This is a genomic window from Stenotrophomonas sp. 86156_Sma (assembly GCF_056481625.1).
On record NZ_CM151157.1, the window covers coordinates 4,689,843 to 4,705,955 of the forward strand.

General features: G+C 66.2%; 18 protein-coding genes. 11 read left to right on the forward strand and 7 right to left on the reverse strand.

Going from position 1 to position 16,113, the window contains the following annotated elements; translation table 11 throughout:
* Window positions 1-56: 56 nt before the first annotated feature.
* Together ACZK33_RS21705 and ACZK33_RS21710 are read right to left on the reverse strand one after the other, a co-directional pair.
* The gene (locus ACZK33_RS21705; protein WP_423174321.1) at window positions 57-2,483 is read right to left on the reverse strand and encodes a DUF3772 domain-containing protein; all 2,427 of its coding nucleotides are present in this window, start codon (window positions 2,481-2,483) and stop codon (window positions 57-59) included.
* 87 nt (window positions 2,484-2,570) lie between these two features.
* Window positions 2,571-2,819 (reverse strand): hypothetical protein, encoded by a 249-nt coding sequence (locus ACZK33_RS21710; protein ID WP_049422925.1) that lies wholly within the window; start codon window positions 2,817-2,819, stop codon window positions 2,571-2,573.
* 182 nt (window positions 2,820-3,001) lie between these two features.
* On the opposite strand from ACZK33_RS21710, the gene ACZK33_RS21715 reads away from it, so the two are divergent.
* The 4 genes from ACZK33_RS21715 to ACZK33_RS21730 all read left to right on the forward strand — a co-directional run bounded on the left by ACZK33_RS21715 (window position 3,002) and on the right by ACZK33_RS21730 (window position 5,867).
* Window positions 3,002-3,496, forward strand: coding sequence for a lipocalin family protein (locus ACZK33_RS21715; protein ID WP_285301785.1), 495 nt, complete (start codon window positions 3,002-3,004; stop codon window positions 3,494-3,496).
* Window positions 3,497-3,617: 121 nt separating this feature from the next.
* Window positions 3,618-4,046: an SMI1/KNR4 family protein gene (locus ACZK33_RS21720; protein ID WP_032127134.1), complete on the forward strand. Its 429-nt coding sequence runs from the start codon at window positions 3,618-3,620 to the stop codon at window positions 4,044-4,046.
* 3 nt (window positions 4,047-4,049) lie between these two features.
* On the forward strand, window positions 4,050-5,258 hold the full coding sequence (locus ACZK33_RS21725; RefSeq protein WP_423174320.1) for an NAD(P)/FAD-dependent oxidoreductase: 1,209 nt from the start codon (window positions 4,050-4,052) through the stop codon (window positions 5,256-5,258).
* Window positions 5,259-5,384: 126 nt separating this feature from the next.
* Complete coding sequence (locus ACZK33_RS21730) at window positions 5,385-5,867, forward strand: hypothetical protein (protein WP_049400799.1); 483 nt, start codon at window positions 5,385-5,387, stop codon at window positions 5,865-5,867.
* Window positions 5,868-5,990: 123 nt separating this feature from the next.
* Here the strand turns inward: ACZK33_RS21730 and ACZK33_RS21735 are convergent, their stop codons facing one another.
* Window positions 5,991-6,425, reverse strand: coding sequence for a PepSY domain-containing protein (locus tag ACZK33_RS21735; RefSeq protein ID WP_032127132.1), 435 nt, complete (start codon window positions 6,423-6,425; stop codon window positions 5,991-5,993).
* 157 nt (window positions 6,426-6,582) lie between these two features.
* On the opposite strand from ACZK33_RS21735, the gene ACZK33_RS21740 reads away from it, so the two are divergent.
* From ACZK33_RS21740 to ACZK33_RS21750, 3 genes are read left to right on the forward strand one after another with little or no spacing between them, the layout of a single operon-like run.
* Entirely contained in the window at window positions 6,583-6,873 is a 291-nt protein-coding gene (locus ACZK33_RS21740) for a PepSY domain-containing protein (RefSeq protein WP_005411366.1), read from the forward strand.
* Complete coding sequence (locus ACZK33_RS21745) at window positions 6,873-7,532, forward strand: response regulator transcription factor (protein ID WP_423174319.1); 660 nt, start codon at window positions 6,873-6,875, stop codon at window positions 7,530-7,532. Before ACZK33_RS21740 ends, ACZK33_RS21745 begins: the two co-directional genes overlap by 1 nt.
* A complete protein-coding gene (locus ACZK33_RS21750) occupies window positions 7,529-8,848 on the forward strand; it encodes a sensor histidine kinase (protein WP_423174318.1) in 1,320 nt (439 codons plus the stop codon). Before ACZK33_RS21745 ends, ACZK33_RS21750 begins: the two co-directional genes overlap by 4 nt.
* 257 nt (window positions 8,849-9,105) lie before the next feature.
* Here ACZK33_RS21750 and ACZK33_RS21755 read toward each other — a convergent pair whose 3' ends face one another.
* Both ACZK33_RS21755 and speA read right to left on the reverse strand, forming a co-directional pair.
* Window positions 9,106-9,426, reverse strand: a complete 321-nt coding sequence (locus ACZK33_RS21755; RefSeq protein WP_005411369.1) for a DUF6122 family protein — start codon at window positions 9,424-9,426, stop codon at window positions 9,106-9,108.
* Between the two features lie 43 nt (window positions 9,427-9,469).
* Entirely contained in the window at window positions 9,470-11,359 is a 1,890-nt protein-coding gene (gene speA, locus ACZK33_RS21760) for an arginine decarboxylase (RefSeq protein WP_005411370.1), read from the reverse strand.
* A 192-nt stretch (window positions 11,360-11,551) separates the two neighbouring features.
* On the opposite strand from speA, the gene speE reads away from it, so the two are divergent.
* Entirely contained in the window at window positions 11,552-12,406 is an 855-nt protein-coding gene (speE, locus tag ACZK33_RS21765; protein ID WP_049400802.1) for a polyamine aminopropyltransferase, read from the forward strand.
* Between the two features lie 123 nt (window positions 12,407-12,529).
* On the opposite strand, the gene ACZK33_RS21770 is transcribed toward speE, so the two are convergent.
* Entirely contained in the window at window positions 12,530-13,435 is a 906-nt protein-coding gene (locus tag ACZK33_RS21770) for an aspartyl/asparaginyl beta-hydroxylase domain-containing protein (protein WP_029550749.1), read from the reverse strand.
* 489 nt (window positions 13,436-13,924) lie between these two features.
* On the opposite strand from ACZK33_RS21770, the gene ACZK33_RS21775 reads away from it, so the two are divergent.
* The gene (locus ACZK33_RS21775; protein ID WP_478455113.1) at window positions 13,925-14,530 is read left to right on the forward strand and encodes an RIO1 family regulatory kinase/ATPase domain-containing protein; all 606 of its coding nucleotides are present in this window, start codon (window positions 13,925-13,927) and stop codon (window positions 14,528-14,530) included.
* Between the two features lie 157 nt (window positions 14,531-14,687).
* Here the strand turns inward: ACZK33_RS21775 and ACZK33_RS21780 are convergent, their stop codons facing one another.
* Complete coding sequence (locus tag ACZK33_RS21780) at window positions 14,688-15,026, reverse strand: P-II family nitrogen regulator (protein ID WP_005411374.1); 339 nt, start codon at window positions 15,024-15,026, stop codon at window positions 14,688-14,690.
* A gap of 155 nt (window positions 15,027-15,181) precedes the next feature.
* Here ACZK33_RS21780 and ubiK point away from each other — a divergent pair, with 155 nt between their 5' ends.
* Together ubiK and arr are read left to right on the forward strand one after the other, a co-directional pair.
* Window positions 15,182-15,433 (forward strand): ubiquinone biosynthesis accessory factor UbiK, encoded by a 252-nt coding sequence (ubiK, locus tag ACZK33_RS21785; RefSeq protein ID WP_049456468.1) that lies wholly within the window; start codon window positions 15,182-15,184, stop codon window positions 15,431-15,433.
* Window positions 15,434-15,559: 126 nt separating this feature from the next.
* A complete protein-coding gene (gene arr / locus ACZK33_RS21790) occupies window positions 15,560-15,994 on the forward strand; it encodes an NAD(+)--rifampin ADP-ribosyltransferase (RefSeq protein WP_049462535.1) in 435 nt (144 codons plus the stop codon).
* The last annotated feature ends 119 nt before the right edge of the window (window positions 15,995-16,113 follow it).

Genomic DNA, 16,113 nt, shown 5'->3' on the forward strand with positions numbered 1-16,113 from the left:
CCCACGGAATGCATGCTGTTGCTGTTGCTTCTGAGGTTGCCGGCCAGCGGCCGGCACTACTGCGGATCGCGGGTGATGTGGATGTCGGTCGGGGTCGACAGCGGAATGTTCCGCTCCGCCAGGATCTGCAGCAGGCTGAAGTACAGATCGCTGCGGGTGGCATACACCTGCCGCGGGCTGGCCACGTACGCGAAGCTGTTGATGGTGATCTGGCCACCGGCAATGCTGTCGATGTAGACCGTCGGGGCCGGCTGCTTCAGCACGTTGGTGTGCGCGGTATACGCATCCAGCAGCGCCTGCCGCAGGTTGCCGACATCGGTGCTGGGCGGCACCGCGAACTGGATCTGGATGCGACCCTGGTTGTTGCCCATCGTCATGTTGCGCACGGTCTTGGTGACCAACTCGGAGTTGGGCACGATCAACGTCGACTTGTCGCCTACCTGGATCTCGGTCGAACGCAGGCTGATGCGGCGGATGTCGCCCTCCTGGTCGCCCAGCTTCACCCAGTCGCCGATCTTCACCGGACGCTCGGCCAGCAGGATCAGGCCGGAGACGAAGTTCTGTGTGATCACCTGCAGGCCGAAACCAATACCCACCGACAGCGCGCTGACCAGCAGTGCCAGTTTGCTCAGCTGCAGGCCCATCGCGCTCAACGCCCAGATCACCGCGATGATGATGCCGACGTAGCGGGCAACCGTACTGACCGAATTGCGTGCGCCCAGGTCCAGTTCGGTCTTGGGCAGGTAGGTGTCGGTCAGCCAGCGCTGCACCAGCTGGGTGATCGCCAGGCCGGCCAGCAGCGCCAGTACTGCCATCACGATCCCCGCCGGTGCCAGCTTGGTGCCACCGATATCGAATCCGGTCGTGAACAGTGAAGTGAATCGCTCCACCACCGCACCGATGTTGCCGAACGGCGCCACCAGGGCAAGCAGCGTGAGCAGCACGACCACGGTACGCAGCGCCGCCGACAGCAGCACGCCGGCCTGCTCCAGCCGCGACACGCTCAGGCCGGTACTGAGCAGGATGGTCTGGCCCACTTTGCTGTCGGCGTTGAGCATCCACGTGCTCAGGTCATCGACGAATTTGAACAGCAGCGTCGCCGCCAGCACCACGATGCTGCCGCCGATCAGCTGCTGGTTCACGAATTTGGCGAAGTTCAGGTAGCCCAGCAGGGTGGCGATGATGGCCGCCACCACCGCGACATTGCCCGCCACGCGCGCCAGCACCAGCCAGCTGCTGCGGCGCACCGGCGTACTCGGGCCCTGCCCGTCGGCCTGCGCCTCCAGCTTGGCCTCGGCCTCGGCGGTCTGCCGGCGATGCAGGCGCGCCAGGGTCACCAGCATCGCCATGATCAGGCCCAGGTAAGTCAGCGCAATCAGGCCATCCAGCGCCACCGTGGTGACGTCGCTGGTACGCGTGGCCTGATCGAGGGCGACCAGCACCGTGCTCAGCCAGGCCAGCGCCGCCGCGCCCCACGCGTACTTGCGCAGCTTGAGCGCGGCGGTGTCATCCAGATTCAGCAACCGCCACGACGGCCGCTTGGGAACCAGCATGCAGGCGCTGAGTGCCGCAATGAACGCAGCGCGGAACGTTGCGGTCTCCAGCCCGTCGGCCACCACCTGCAGGCGCGGCGCAATCGCATTGATGGCATCCAGCGCCGCCATCAGCACCACCACGGCATAGCCGGGCAGCAGCGTGCCCACCAGCAGCAGCCACATGGCCAGGCCGGAGCGCCGCAGGCGACCGTCCGGCGCGCGCTCGGACTCCGCAAAGCGCCGCCCCAGCTTGCGCAGCCACAGCCGCAGCGGGAACATCATCACCAGCGCGGCCACCAGGCCCAGCAACGGCGTGCCCCAGCCATTGGCCCGGACGCCAGCGACAAACGTATCGCGCCCCTGCTCGGCCAACGGCGCGACGCGTGCGATATCGATCGGCAGGCGCTCGGCAACCTTGCTCCACAGCGCGGGCGACAACGGCGAGGCAACCTTCTGCCCCAATTCTTCGGTACGTTGCGCGGCGCGCTGCTGGTCGATGTCGGTCGCCAGCTGCTGGGCGCGCACGGCACTGGTCTTGGCCTGCGCTACCGACGCGGCCAGTCCGTCGCGTTGTTTGTTGATGCTGCGCCGTTGCGCAGCCAGTTCGGGCGGCTCGGTGGTGCCCTCGGCAGGTGTGCCCAACTGCGCCAGCTGTTCGTCGAGGCGATCCTTTTGCGGCTGCAGCGCCTTTTCCAGCGCCTCGGCATCCCGCCGCGCTTTCGAGGCATCCTCGGACAGCATGGCCAGTGTTTCGATGGCCGCGGCATCGCCACGCTTGCGGTCGACTTCCTTCAGCTTCGCATCGATATCTGCCAGCTGCTGCTTCGGCGTGGGCTCATCATCCTGTGCCAGCACCGGCGCGGACAGCAGGAAGGCGCTGCACAGCAGCAGGGCCAGCCAAGGGCCCTGTGCACGGATCGATCGCAGGAAAGAAGACAAGCCAGCCACACCGGTTCGCGCGGACCACCGCGCCTGCGCGCGACTATACGGCAGAGGCGGTCAAGGGCGTATGGGCGGCCCTGGCAACGTCGAGCATCAGTACTTCAGCCGCAGCTCTTCCACGGCCGGCTGCTGCAGCGCGTACCAGTCCTGGAACTCTTCCTCGGTGATCTCATCGGGCGCATACACCGCCACCGGGTGCCAGTCGTGGTCGGTCGGCAGCGGCTGGCGCGGGCCGGCGCGCAGGCTGTAGGCCACGCCTTCGTAGTCGACCAGGTCATCGACCTGCGGCCATTGTTCGCGTGCGAACGCGGATTCACTCTTCAACAGGATCACCTGGTACATCGGCACCTCCACCTCGGTTGGATCAGGAAAACACGGCGCTGGCAGCAGGATACCGCCACGCCGGTGACAACGGGCGCTCCGCCGGGGCGACGGAACGTTCTGGACACGGCCATCGCCCCGGCTTCACCCGCCCATGGCAAGGCCATCGGCATCGTGGAGGCCCACCCCTGCCACGACCACCGATGACCGAGCACCCGCCGCTGAAGACCGTCGCCGACCTCAAACTGCCCCGCTACCTGGGCACTTGGTACGAGATCGCGCGCCTGCCGATGCGCCACGAGCCGGAAGGCTGCACCGACGTGTCGGCGCACTACACCCTGCTCGACAACGGCAACGTCGGCGTCACCAACCGCTGCCGTATGGACGGCGAGGTCGAGGAAGCCACCGGCGAGGCCTGCGCCGTCGACAACGACAGCGCGCGCCTGGAGGTGAGCTTCCTGCCCAAGGGCCTGCGCTGGTTGCCGTTCGCCAAGGGCGACTACTGGGTGATCCAGGTCGCTCCGGACTACAGCGTGGCGCTGGTCGGCAGCCCGGATCGCAAGTACCTGTGGCTGCTGGCCCGCGAACCGCAGCTGGACGCTACCGTGCAGGACCATTATCTGGCGGCCGCCCGCCTGCAGGGCTTCGATCTGTCCGAACTGATCCAGACCCCGCATACCGGCCGTCCCACGGCCTGATCTACGGGCAATGGTGGACGCCAACCGACTCCGCCAATGACGTTATCCCCCATCGCGACACTCATCAGCAGCAGGCAAACTTCTGGTTTAACCAGTCCCCGAGAGACATGGAAGAGCAGCCATGGAATATCACCTGACAGAGGGACAGCTCAATGGCCCGGCTGAAATGTCGGCCATTACTGGTCTGTCAGCCCGCGTGGGAGTGGCACTTCCCGAGAATTACCTTGAATTCCTTAGGGCGCACAACGGCGGCGAAGGATTTATTGGTGACAACTACATTGTCTTCTGGGAAGCAGAAGAGGTCATCGACTTCAATCGTGAGTATGAGGTTGAATCATACGCGCCGGGCATATTCCTGTTCGCTTCGGACGGCGGCGGGGAGGGCTATGGATTCGACACACTGGACGCAGCAATGCCGGTAGTGCGGATTCCATTCATTGGCATGGAACGTCAGTACGCCATCCCGGTAGCGAGTGACCTTCCCGACCTGTTCGCTCGATTGCTTGTAGATCAGCCTGCGGACGAGCATGAAATCGATCCGGCGAATTGACGCATGGACCTCAAGAGTGGCTACCCGTGGTGGGCGGTACGCAATGGATTGATCCAGGCGTTTCCGCCATTGGAAAAGGATCTGCGCTGCGACGTGCTGGTGGTCGGCGGCGGCATCACCGGTGCGCTGATTGCCGACGAACTGTCCCGGCATGGCCACGACGTGGCAGTGATCGAGCAGCGCGATATCGGCTGGGGCAGCACCGCTGCCAGCACCGCGTTGCTGCAGTACGAGATCGATACCCATCTGCTGGAACTGGCGCAGCGCCATGGTCAGGACGCCGCCGCGCTTGCCTATCGGGCGTGTGCCGAGGCGATTCCGGCCCTGGGCGACGTGGCTCGCGGCCTGAAAGACGTTGATTTCCAGCGCATGGACAGCCTGTACCTGGCCAGCCGCCATCGCGACGTGCCGCGCCTGATGGCCGAAGGTGAGGCACGGCGCGGAATCGGCCTGGATGCCCGCTGGCTGGGCCCGGAGGCACTGCGGGAGCGCTTCGACGTGGACGCCGGCGGTGCCCTGCTCACGCGCCAGGCGGCGCGGGTCGATCCCTATCGCCTGACCTATGCGCTGCTGCAACGCGTGCGCCGGCGCGGCGGCAATGTGCATGACCGTACGGTACTGCACACGCTCACGCCCAGCGCGCGCGGGGTAACCGCCCTCACCGAGGACGGCGCCACGATCCACGCCCGCCACGTGGTGCTGGCAATGGGCTATGCCAACCAACGCTGGCTGCATCAGCGCGTCGCACGCAACCGCAGCAGCTACGCCTTCATCACCGACCCGATCGATGCGGACGTGCTGGGCCGGCTGCGCAACACGATGGTGTGGGAGAGCGCACGCCCGTACCTCTACCTGCGCGCCACCGGCGACCGCCGCCTGCTGGTGGGCGGGCTGGACGACGCCATCGACATTCCCGCCCGCCGCCACAGGCGCGTAGAGCGCAAGGCCGACAAGCTGATGAAACAGCTCCAGCACTGGTTCCCGCGGCTGGATCCGGTGCCCGCCTTCTCCTGGGCCGGCACCTTCGCCGAAACCGCCGATGGCCTGCCTTTCTTCGGCCCGCACGATCAGTGGGGGCCACGGGTGCATTTCGCCATGGCCTACGGCGGCAACGGCATCACTTATTCGATGATCGGCGCCCAGCTGCTGCGGGCCCGGATCGAGCGGCGCAGGCATGCGCTGGAAGGGCTGTTCGGGTTCGGGCGGCTGTGACCTGCAGCCAGGCATGGCCTGGCTCTACCCCAATCCGGCGCCGACAGGCATCATTCAAGCAACCCCTGCTAGCGTCGGCCTGTACCGCCGCGTGTTGCGTGGCCACCTGTCCGCTGGAGCGCCGTCATGATCCGCCCCCTGACCCTGCTGCTGTGCCTGGCCCTGCCGGGAACCGTGCTGGCCCAGTCCGCCGCTGGCGCCACCGCGCCGCAGGCCGCCGGCCTGGACCTGACGCTGCCGCAGGCGCCGATGCGCTACCTCAACGACCCGGCCCTGCAGCAGGACCCGCCGGGCACGTACTACGGTGACAAGAGCGGCCCTCGCGTGCACGACGACGCGAAGATCGCCGACGTCACCGACGACAAGGTCAAAGTGTCCGGCAGCTTCACCACCGGCATCGGCTATTCCAAGAACGGTGGCAACAGCCACTACAACGCCGCCACGCTGAACCTGAGCAAGAACTACACCACCGATGAAGGCAAGACCCACGGGGTCAACGTCAACATCCACGTGAGCGAAGGCAAGGGCCCGGGCTTCTACGGCCCGTACGGCGGCTACTACGGCCGCGGCCCGGGCTACTGGGATTACCCGCCGCCGTTTGGCTGGTAAGCGCCGCGTCGGGCCTGGGCCGACCAAGGTCGGCCGCTACCGCTGCGTACGCTTGGTAGGTGTCGACCTTGGTCGACACGCTTTCTCCCCGTGTGCCGGCCAGCGGCCGGCACTACCAGCAGGTCAATCCAGCCAGCCATCGCGCTCGCTGTGCAGGATGCGGCCGTCATAGCCGCTCAGGCGCACGTCCACCTTCTGGTTGCGGGCATTGCGGGCTTCCAGCGACCAGGTCGCACCATCGCGTTCCAGCGAATGGATTTCGCGCAGGCCATGCGCCTGTGCACGTGCCAGTACCTGCTCGGTGGTCAACAGCGCGCGGCCGCTGTGCTCGTCGAAGATCTCGCCGGTCTTGGGGTCTACGTAGACCTCGCTGAAGCGGCCATCGGCGCGGCTCACGTCAGCCTCCCACAGGCCATCATCGCGTTCGATCTCATGGATCTGGGTGTAGCCGGCCTTGCGCAGGGTCTGTTCGACCTGGGCCATGCCCAGCGGTGCAGCCTGTGCGGCCGGTGCGATGGCCAGCAGAGCAACAGTGGCGAGGGTGAGCGACTTCAACATGGGGGTTCTCCTGTTCGTGTTCGTGTTCGTGGCCGGACCATCCCGGCAACGCCACAATGCACCCCGTGGTTAACAGCTCCTTAGCCGGCACTGTTAGCCAGCTGTTAGTCAGCCCCGGCACACTCACGCCTGTTCCTACAGCCCGCCCTGCGCCCCGATGCTCTCCACCCTGCCCCTGCTGCTGGCCCTGGCCAGCGCCCCGACCGCCGCCGCACCGGCACAGGACCCGGCGCAGCAGGTCGCGCGCCGTGCCGTGCAGCAGGGCCGCTACGTACCGCTGGAAAGCGTGGTCCGCGATGCACTCAAGCGCTTTCCGGGCCAGCTGCTGGAAGTGGAGCTGGACGATGGCGTCTACGAAGTGGAGATCCTGCGCGGCGACGGCGTGGTGGTGGAGCTGGACTATGATGCGCGCAGCGGAAAGCTGCTGAAGACGGAGCTCGACGACTGATGCGCATCCTGTTGGCCGAAGACGATGCCGCGCTGGCACAGCGCCTGGTGCCCCTGCTGGAACAGGCCGGCTACGTGGTGCACGTGGTTGCCGACGGGCGCGAGGCCGAGGAGATCGGCCAGATCGAGGACCTGCAGGCCGCCATCGTCGACCTGGGCCTGCCCGGGCTGGACGGACTGAGCGTGATCGAGCGCTGGCGCGGCAACGGCCGCAGCTTTCCGGTGCTGGTGCTGACCGCACGCGGGCGCTGGCACGACAAGCTGGCTGGGTTCGATGCCGGTGCCGATGACTATCTCACCAAGCCGTTCCAGGCCGACGAACTGGTGCTGCGCCTGCGCGCCCTGATCCGCCGCAGCCACGGCCACGCCAGCCCGCGCCTGCACTGCGGCCCGCTGCAGCTGGACGTCAACGCCGGCCGCTTTGAACTGGATGGGCAGGCGCTGTCGCTGAGCCCGCAGGAGTTCCGCCTGCTCAGTTACCTCATCCACCACAGCGGCCAGGTGATCGGCCGCGACCGCCTGGGCGAACAGGTGTTCGATGGCGGCCACGATCCGGACTCCAACGCACTGGACGTGCTGCTCGGGCGGGTGCGCCGCAAGCTCGGCATCGATCTGATCCAGACCGTACGCGGCCAGGGTTGGCGGCTGGCCGCGCCGTGAGCCGGCAACCCTCGCTGCGACGGCGCCTGCTGCTGGCTGGCGGTGTCGGCCTGCTGCTGGTCTCGCTGCTGGCCAGTGCACTGCTGGGCGAGCTGTTCAAGCGCAGCGCGCGCGATCGCTTCGACCATGAACTGCAGCAGGACATGCTGACCCTGCTGGCGCAGGCCGAAGTGGATGCGGACGGACAGCTGCGCCTGCGCCAGGAACCGAATGACGCACGCTTCCAGCGCGTGTTCTCAGGTGCTTACTGGCAGATCGCCGGTGCCGATGGCCGTGTGCTGCTGCAATCGCGCTCGCTGTGGGATGAAACGCTGCCTGCCACGGCCATGGGAGCGGCCACCCGCAATCTGGCTGGACCGCTGCAGCAATCCCTGCGCGCACGCGTGCAGCAGGTGCGCCTGCCACGCGCCAACGAACCGTTCGTGGCCGTGGTCGCAACCGATCGCAGCGCGCTGGATGCAGACGTTGCCGCGTTCCGCCAGCGTACTGCCATCGCGCTGGGTGTGTTGGTCGCGGCGTGGCTGGCGGTGCTGGCCAGCCAGGTGCACTTCGGATTGCGTCCATTGCATCGCCTCGGTGCACAGCTGGAACGGGTGCGGCGCGGCGACGCGCAGCGCATCGATACACAGGGGCTGGGTGCGGAGGTCGCACCGCTGGGCGAGGAGCTCAACGCGCTGCTGGAGCATCAGCAACGCATGGTCGCGCGAGCGCGCACCAGTGCACAGGATCTGGCGCATGCGCTGAAAACCCCGCTGAGCGTGCTGGCCACTGAGGCCGACGGCGACGGCGCGGACTGGCGCGCCACCGTACGCGAGCAGAGTGCGCGTATGCAGGCCAGTGTCGACCGTTACCTGGCCGCAGGGTTGGCCGCCGACCATCGCCAGCGCACCGACGTGGCGGCAGTCGCACAGGCGATGTGTCGGCTGATGGCACGCGTGCATGGCGAACGTGGCATCACGTTCACGGCGGCTGGTATCGATCCGGCGCTGCAGTTCGCCGGTGCCGGTGCGGACCTGGAGGAAATGCTGGGCAATCTGCTGGACAACGCTGGCAAGTGGGCGAAGCAGCGGGTGGACGTCACTGCAGACACCAGCGAAGGGCAGTTGCGCATTGAGGTACGCGACGACGGCCCCGGGCTGGCTGCAGACGCGCTGGAACAGGTCACCCAGCGTGGCGTGCGTCTGGATGAGCGCGAGGGCAGCAGTGGGCTGGGGTTGGCGATTGTGGGTGATATCGCTGCCAGTTATGGCGGGCGATTGGCACTGGCAAATGCACAGCCGGGATTGCGGGCCACGTTGTGGTTGCCGGTGGCGTGAGGCGGCCAACCTGACGGCGGGTAGTGCCGGCCGCTGGCCGGCAACCACGTGGTCACCGGGAACACCGTTCGCCGTGCATCCGGTAGGTGTCGACCTTGGCCAACCCAACGGCGGGTAGTGCCGGCCGCTGGCCGGCAACCACGTGATCACCGGGAACGCCCTGCGGAAGCCGGCCAGCGGCCGGCTCTACCAAGCGCCAATCCGACCGGTCGCCGAGCACCCGGCAGGCGCCGACCAAGGTCGGCATCCACCCAGCATCAACGGTGATGCATCCACCAGCAATCAATCGCGTCCAGCACGATGTGGATGATCAAGCCGATGCCGAACAACCGCGTTTTCTTCGGCACGCACAGCCCCGCATAGACCGCAATCGCCGGTGCGGTGTGCAGCGGGTGGAACCCGATGCTGCAGCGGTTCGGTGCATAGATCGGATCGGCCAGCAGGTGGTCCAGATCGATGATCCAGCCCAGCAGCATCAGCAGCCACGCCGAGGCGAAGCGCTTGCGCCAGAACAGCCATGCCAGCAGGGCTGGCACGGCGGCATGCAGGAACAGGTGGAAGATCGCGCGCGCGCTCATCGGGACCGGTAGCGCCGGGCCATGCCCGGCGTTCCCGTTTACCTCAGACCAGCGGTTCGTCGGACAGGTAGGTGTAACCGGTCAGGCCGGCCTCCAGCGCCTCCGACAGCTCCTGCGCACGTTCCGGCGACAGCTGCGCCTCGGCCACGCGCTGCGCATAGGTCGCACGCAGTTCGTCCAGGCGGTAACCCACGTAATCCAGCATCACGTCGGTGGTGTCGCCGCGGCGCTGCTGGGTGATGGCATAGCCATCGGCATCGGCCAGCACTTCCACCGCATCGGTATCGCCGAACAGGTTGTGGATGTCGCCCAGGATTTCCTGGTAGGCGCCGACCATGAAGAAGCCGATGCGGTAGCTCTCGCCCGGCTTCATCTTGTGCAGCGGCAGCGAGCTGTCCAGGCTCTCGTTCTCGACATAGGTTTCCACCATGCCGTCCGAGTCGCAGGTCATGTCGGCGATGATGCCGCGACGGTCCGGGGTTTCGTCCAGGCGCTCGATCGGCACGATCGGGAACACCTGGTCGATCGCCCACACGTCCGGGATCGATTCGAACACGCTGAAGTTGACGAAGTACTTGTCGACCAGGCGCTCGTTCAGTTCATCCAGCACCGGGCGATGGCTCTTCTCGTCATAGCTCAGGCGCGCACGCACGCCGTGGGCGATGGCGTAGAACAGATCGTCGATGCGCGCACGCTGCGGCAGGTCGATCTGGCCCAGCGCGTAGCTGGCCAGGCCTTCGGCGTGGAAGTGCTGTGCTTCCTGGAACAGTTCCACCGCCGGACGCACGTCCAGCTCGTCGTGGATCTCGCGCAGGTGGCGGATCGCCGCCGGCTCGTCGTCGTGCTGGTCCGGCACGCGGCCTTCCTGCGCCTCTTCCACTTCCGACACGTTGGCGATCAGCACCGCGTGGTGCGCGGTCATCGCGCGGCCGCACTCGGTGACGATGCGCGGCGGGGTCAGGCCGAATTCTTCGCAGGCATTGGCCAGCGGCTGCACGATGTTGCTGGCGTAGGAATGCAGGCCGTAGTTGATCGAGCAGAAGCTGCGCGAACGGGTGCCTTCATAGTCCACGCCCAGGCCACCGCCCACATCGACGTGGGTGATCTTCGCGCCCAGGCGCGACAGCTCCACGAAGTAGCGGGTGGCTTCGCGCATGCCGTTGGCGATGTCGCGCACGTTGGAGATCTGCGAGCCCATGTGGAAGTGCAGCAGGTTCAGGCAGTCGGCGTACTCGGTGTCACGCAGCGACTTCCACAGGTCCAGCAGCTGGCGCGGCGACAGGCCGAACTTGGCCTTGTCGCCACCGCTGTTCTGCCACTTGCCGGCGCCCAGCGAGGCCAGGCGCATGCGCACGCCCAGGCCCGGCTTCACGTCCAGCGCCTTGGACTCTTCCAGCACCAGCTTCAGTTCGGAAGGCTTCTCGATGACGATGAAGGTCTGCAGGCCCAGCTTGCGGCCGATCAGGGCCAGGCGGATGTATTCGCGGTCCTTGTAACCGTTGCAGACGATCAGCCCACCCGGGCGCGACAGCGCCAGCACGGCCATCAGCTCGGGCTTGCTGCCCGCTTCCAGGCCGAAGCCTTCGCCGTGGTGGCTGGCCAGGGTGCCGGCCACGCCGCGGGTCTGGTTGACCTTGATCGGGTACACGGCGGTGTAGCCGCCGCTGTACTCCCAGTCCTGCTGGGCCTGGGCGAAGGCCGCCTGCAGCTTGCCCAGGCGCTGGCCGAGGATGTCCGGGAAGCGCACCAGCAGCGGCAGCTTGGCACCGGCCGCGCGCGCAGCATCGACCACCTTGGGCAGCGACACCACCGGGCCGTCCGCCCCGGTCGGTCTCACCACCATGTGCCCGGCCTGATCCACGTCGAAGTAACCGTCCGCCCAATGCGGGATCGAGTAGGTCTTGCGGGCTTGGTCGAGGGACCAATCGGTCATTTCAGTCGGCCTTGTTGGCAATAAAAGGGGGGGGCATGATAACGCCTATATGCCCACAGGTTCGTTATCATGCGCGCCCGCGCCCGTGACAGGTTCCAACCTGAACAGGCCGATCCGTCCGGATGTGGCATCTGTGCCACGCGGCCCCGCCCGCCAGCCCGGCTCCACCCCTCCGAACAGGACTGTTTTCCAATGACTGACAGCAACAACTGGTACATCGAACACTTCGAGCGCACCGGCTCGGCCATCGGCTACCGCATCACCGGCAAGCTGGACGAGGTGCAGTCGCCGTTCCAGAAGATCGAGATCTTCCAGACCACCGACTGGGGCAACCTGATGACCATCGACGGGGCCATCATGCTGACCAGCAAGGACAACTTCTTCTATCACGAGATGATCAGCCACCCGGTGCTGTTCACCCACGCCGCGCCCAAGCGCGTCGTGATCATCGGTGGCGGCGACTGCGGCACCCTGCGCGAAGTGCTCAAGCACACCGGCGTGGAGAGCGTGACCCAGTGCGATATCGACGAGCAGGTCACGGTGATGGCGCGCAAGCACTTCCCGGAACTGTGCGACTCGAACGACGACGCCCGCGCCGAGCTGCTGTTCGACGACGGCGTGGCCTACATGGCCAACTGCCCGGCGGGCAGCGTGGACGTGGTGATCGTCGATTCGACCGACCCGGTCGGCCCGGGCGAAGGCCTGTTCAACAAGGCCTTCTACGAGAGCTGCTTCAAGGCCCTGAAGGACGACGGCATTCTGGTGCAGCAGTCCGAGTCGCCGCTGATGCAGCTGGACCTGATCAACGAAATGCGCACCGAGATGGGCAAGGCCGGCTTCGGCTCGTTCAAGACCCTGCCGTTCCCGCAGCCGTGCTACCCCACCGGCTGGTGGAGCGTGACCATGGCGCGCAAGGGCGACAGCAGCTTCGACTTCCGCCAGGCCGACTCGGCCGCCAAGACCTTCAACACCCTGTACTACACCGCCGCGCTGCACACCGGCGTGCTGGTGACCCCGCCGTTCGTGCAGGCGGCGCTGAAGGGCTGATCGGAAAGCGTGCCAACCAAGGTTGGCACCTACCATTGCAAAAGAAAAACCCGCGCTGGCGACAGCGCGGGTTTTTTCATGTTCCGGTAGTGCCGGCCGCTGGCCGGCAACCGCATGTAACGATCAAAGCGCCCAGATACCCGCAATCACCGCCACCACCAGGCCCCACTTGATGACCTGATACGCCACCACGCTGCGCTCACGCAGTGCCTTGGCCTTCAGGCGCACCTTGTAGACGCTGCCGAAGGCCTTGTTGACGCCACCGGTCGGGTCACCCGGCAGGTTCGGCGAGGCACCACCGGCCAGCAGCGTGGCCGCCACCGCGCGGTTGAACAGGCCCGGCAGGCCGAAGCGCAGCGGGCGGGCGATGTCGCAGAACAGGATCACGCGATCATCCGGCGTCTCGTTGTGCGCGTGGTGGATGTAGGTCTCGTCGAACATCATCCACTCGCCGTCGCGCCAGCTCTTCTTGATGCCGTCCACTTCGATGTAGCAGCCGTCGTTGTTGGGCGTGGCCAAGCCCAGGTGCAGGCGCAGCGAACCGGCGAACGGGTCGCGGTGCGGGCGCAGTTCGCTGCCCGACGGCAGCTGCGCGAACATCGCCGCGCGCACATCCGGCAGCGACTCCAGCAGCGCGGTGGTCTTGGGACACATCGCCTTCGCCGACGGGTGCGACGGGCCGTACCACTTCAGGTAGAAGCGCTTCCAGCCACGGCGGAAGAACGAGTTGAAGCCGGCATCGTTGAACGTGCTGGAGGCGGCGATCTTCTGCGCATCGCGCAGCGCCAGCGCCTCATCGCGGATCATCTGCCAGTTCTGGCGCAGCGGCTCCAGCTGCGGGAATTCCTTGGCCGGGTCCAGGAACGGCGTGGTCGGCACCTTCGAGAACATGTACATGACCACGTTGATCGGGGCCATGAAACTGGAGTGGTCCAGCAGCTGGCGCGACCAGCGCGCGCGGACCTTGCCACGGAAGTGGATGTACAGCACGCAGGCGACGAACAGCGCTGCAATGACGATTTTGATGATCAAAACACTTTCCTCCAGCCGCAGCCGGAACGGGAATCAGGGCGATGCACGGCCTGGCGGCCAGCACCGGTGGGGACCGCGGCAGGGGACGGGGACGTGCCAGGAAGGGGCGGCCGCCGATGTCGCGAATTAACAGCTTATGGTCGGCAGGCCGTGCGTCGGGGTCAAGCTGGACGTGCGTGACGTTCAGCGGGCCGCGGATGAACGAGGCAGAGCGAAATGCAACCTATTGATTCTGAAAGAACCACCGGCCAAGTGAGACAGAATTGTCCGATTGGGCGCGACGAACTGTTCCAGCCACGACCCCGACATTTCTCCGACAAATCGTGGAATAGCGAACTGGCGAGTACTAAAATTAACGAAAACTTAGTAACTCCCTGTAACACCGGTTCGCTTGACGCTTTGCGCCACCCACCGGGTCGTCCGAGACCCCGACATGTATCTTCCTGCTCCCCCCCCTCCTCCTGCGGCGATGACGCCGCCACCCCGCTGCTGCTCAAGCGCGGCGAACGCTTCCTGGCCCCCGACGTCTACCGTACCTGCCTGGACGGGCGCGAGGCGGTCATCAAGGACTATTCCCGCTACCGCGGCACTCCCGTTTCGCTGATCGCCCGGCTGATGGTGCGCCGTGAAGCCCGCATGCTGCAGCGCCTCGGCGGCTGGAAGCATGCCCCTGCACTGCTCGGCACCCTCGGTGGCCTGGCGCTGGGCATGGAGTTCATTCCCGGCCAGACCCTGAGCACCGCGCAGGCCGTGGGCAATGAAGTGTTCGAGCAGCTGCAGCACGCGCTCAGCCGCCTGCACGCCGCCGGCATCACCCACAACGACCTGCATGGCACCAACGTGGTGGTCAGCAGCGGCGTACCGGTGCTGCTGGACTTCACCTCGGCCTGGCGGGCCCCGCGTTGGCTCCGCCGCAACCCGCTGAGCCGCCAGATGCGCCGCAGCGACATGAAGAACCTGCTGAAGATCCGCCAGCGCGTGACCGGCCAGGCGCCGAGTGCCGCGCAGGCCGCACTGGTGGCCGACCCGGGTTGGGTGGCCGCCGTGCGGCAGGGCTGGAAGCGGTTCTACAAGTGGGCCAAGCGCCGGTAGATGCTTTGCTTTGGTAGGGGTCGAGCTTGCTCGACCGCTTTACCGCTCTTTGTAGAGTCGAGCTTGCTCGACTGAAGCGCAGAGCAGTCGAGCAAGCTCGACTCTACAAAGAGCAAGCCGAGCATCGGCTCGGCTCTACAACATCCCGCCGAACGGCTTACAACGCGTCCGCGTCCAGTTCACCGGTACGAATACGCACCACACTGCCCAGGTCGTACACGAACACCTTGCCGTCACCAATCTTGCCGGTGCCGGCCGCCTTCACGATGGCCTCAACCACGGCCTCAACCTGGTCATCGGTCACCGCCACTTCCAGCTTCACCTTCGGCAGGAAATCGACCACATACTCCGCGCCGCGGTACAGCTCGGTATGGCCCTTCTGGCGACCAAAGCCCTTCACTTCCGTCACCGTGATCCCGGTGACCCCACGCTCGGCCAGCGCTTCGCGCACGTCGTCGAGCTTGAACGGCTTGATCACCGCCATGACCATCTTCATCGTCTATCTCCTGTCTTCCGGCGTGGAGGATAGCGCCTGAACGCGGCCCGTGCGAAGCCGCTGCCGCCTGTCCGGGCGATGGGTGCCAGCAGTATCCTTGTGCCCGAATGGCCTGCCCGCGCCGGATGCACGGGCCCACCCCCACGGAGCACCCCATGATCGACCTGAACCACATCGATGACCTCGCCCGTCGCCTCAGCGACCTGGTGCCGCCGGGCCTGCGCGAATCGCGCGAGGAACTGCAGGCCACCTTCAAGAGCGCGCTGCAGGCCGGCCTGGCCAAGCTCGACCTGGTCACCCGCGAGGAATTCGAAGTGCAGCGCGCCGTGTTGTTGAAGACCCGCGAAAAGCTGGACGCGCTGGAAACGGCCGTGCGCGAGCTGGAAGGGCGCGGCGCCGCAGAATGAAAAAAGGAGGCGCACCGCGCCTCCCGTTTACAGATTATTTCCCGGATGGGGCCTTGCAGCAAGGCCCACCGGGCGCCCTAGACTCGCCGGTCTGTCGATCCGGCAGGACAAGCAGGGGCAGCAGCGATGGCGCAGGACACCGAATGGACACCCGTTTCGCATGACACCTGCGACCAGGTTGCCGGGCCGTTCTATCACGGCACCCGCGCTGATCTGGCGGTGGGCGAACTGCTGAGCGCGGGCTTCAGGTCCAACTATCGCGACAGTGTGGTGATGAACCACATCTACTTCACCACGATTGCCAAGGGCGCCGGGCTGGCTGCGGAGATGGCCCGCGGTGAAGGGCGGCCGCGCGTGTATGTGGTGGCGCCGACCGGGCCGTTTGAAGACGATCCGAACGTGACCAACAAGAAGTTTCCCGGGAACCCGACGCGGTCGTATCGGAGTGCGCAGCCGTTGCGGGTGGTTGGGGAGATTGTTGAGTGGGAGCTGTACGACGCGGAATTCGTTCGGCAGTTGAAGGCGTTTGTTGCTTCGGGGAGTGGGGAGATCATCAATTGATGGAGGAAGACGCCGACGGGGCACGTCGGCGTCTTCCTATCAACACGCTCGTGTGGCCCTTATCCGCGAATCGTGCCACACGGCATCTCATCCTCCAGTCGTCTCATCGCGGCGACCGC

Excerpts from the sequence above, each read along its gene's own strand:
- ACZK33_RS21710 (WP_049422925.1), bottom strand. The coding sequence starts at position 2,819 with ATGTACCAGGTGATCCTGTTGAAGAGTGAATCCGCGTTCGCACGCGAA.
- ACZK33_RS21715 (WP_285301785.1), top strand. The coding sequence starts at position 3,002 with ATGACCGAGCACCCGCCGCTGAAGACCGTCGCCGACCTCAAACTGCCC.
- ACZK33_RS21720 (WP_032127134.1), top strand. The coding sequence starts at position 3,618 with ATGGAATATCACCTGACAGAGGGACAGCTCAATGGCCCGGCTGAAATG.
- ACZK33_RS21725 (WP_423174320.1), top strand. The coding sequence starts at position 4,050 with ATGGACCTCAAGAGTGGCTACCCGTGGTGGGCGGTACGCAATGGATTG.
- ACZK33_RS21730 (WP_049400799.1), top strand. The coding sequence starts at position 5,385 with ATGATCCGCCCCCTGACCCTGCTGCTGTGCCTGGCCCTGCCGGGAACC.
- ACZK33_RS21735 (WP_032127132.1), bottom strand. The coding sequence starts at position 6,425 with ATGTTGAAGTCGCTCACCCTCGCCACTGTTGCTCTGCTGGCCATCGCA.
- ACZK33_RS21740 (WP_005411366.1), top strand. The coding sequence starts at position 6,583 with ATGCTCTCCACCCTGCCCCTGCTGCTGGCCCTGGCCAGCGCCCCGACC.
- ACZK33_RS21745 (WP_423174319.1), top strand. The coding sequence starts at position 6,873 with ATGCGCATCCTGTTGGCCGAAGACGATGCCGCGCTGGCACAGCGCCTG.
- ACZK33_RS21755 (WP_005411369.1), bottom strand. The coding sequence starts at position 9,426 with ATGAGCGCGCGCGCGATCTTCCACCTGTTCCTGCATGCCGCCGTGCCA.
- speA (WP_005411370.1), bottom strand. The coding sequence starts at position 11,359 with ATGACCGATTGGTCCCTCGACCAAGCCCGCAAGACCTACTCGATCCCG.
- speE (WP_049400802.1), top strand. The coding sequence starts at position 11,552 with ATGACTGACAGCAACAACTGGTACATCGAACACTTCGAGCGCACCGGC.
- ACZK33_RS21780 (WP_005411374.1), bottom strand. The coding sequence starts at position 15,026 with ATGAAGATGGTCATGGCGGTGATCAAGCCGTTCAAGCTCGACGACGTG.
- ubiK (WP_049456468.1), top strand. The coding sequence starts at position 15,182 with ATGATCGACCTGAACCACATCGATGACCTCGCCCGTCGCCTCAGCGAC.
- arr (WP_049462535.1), top strand. The coding sequence starts at position 15,560 with ATGGCGCAGGACACCGAATGGACACCCGTTTCGCATGACACCTGCGAC.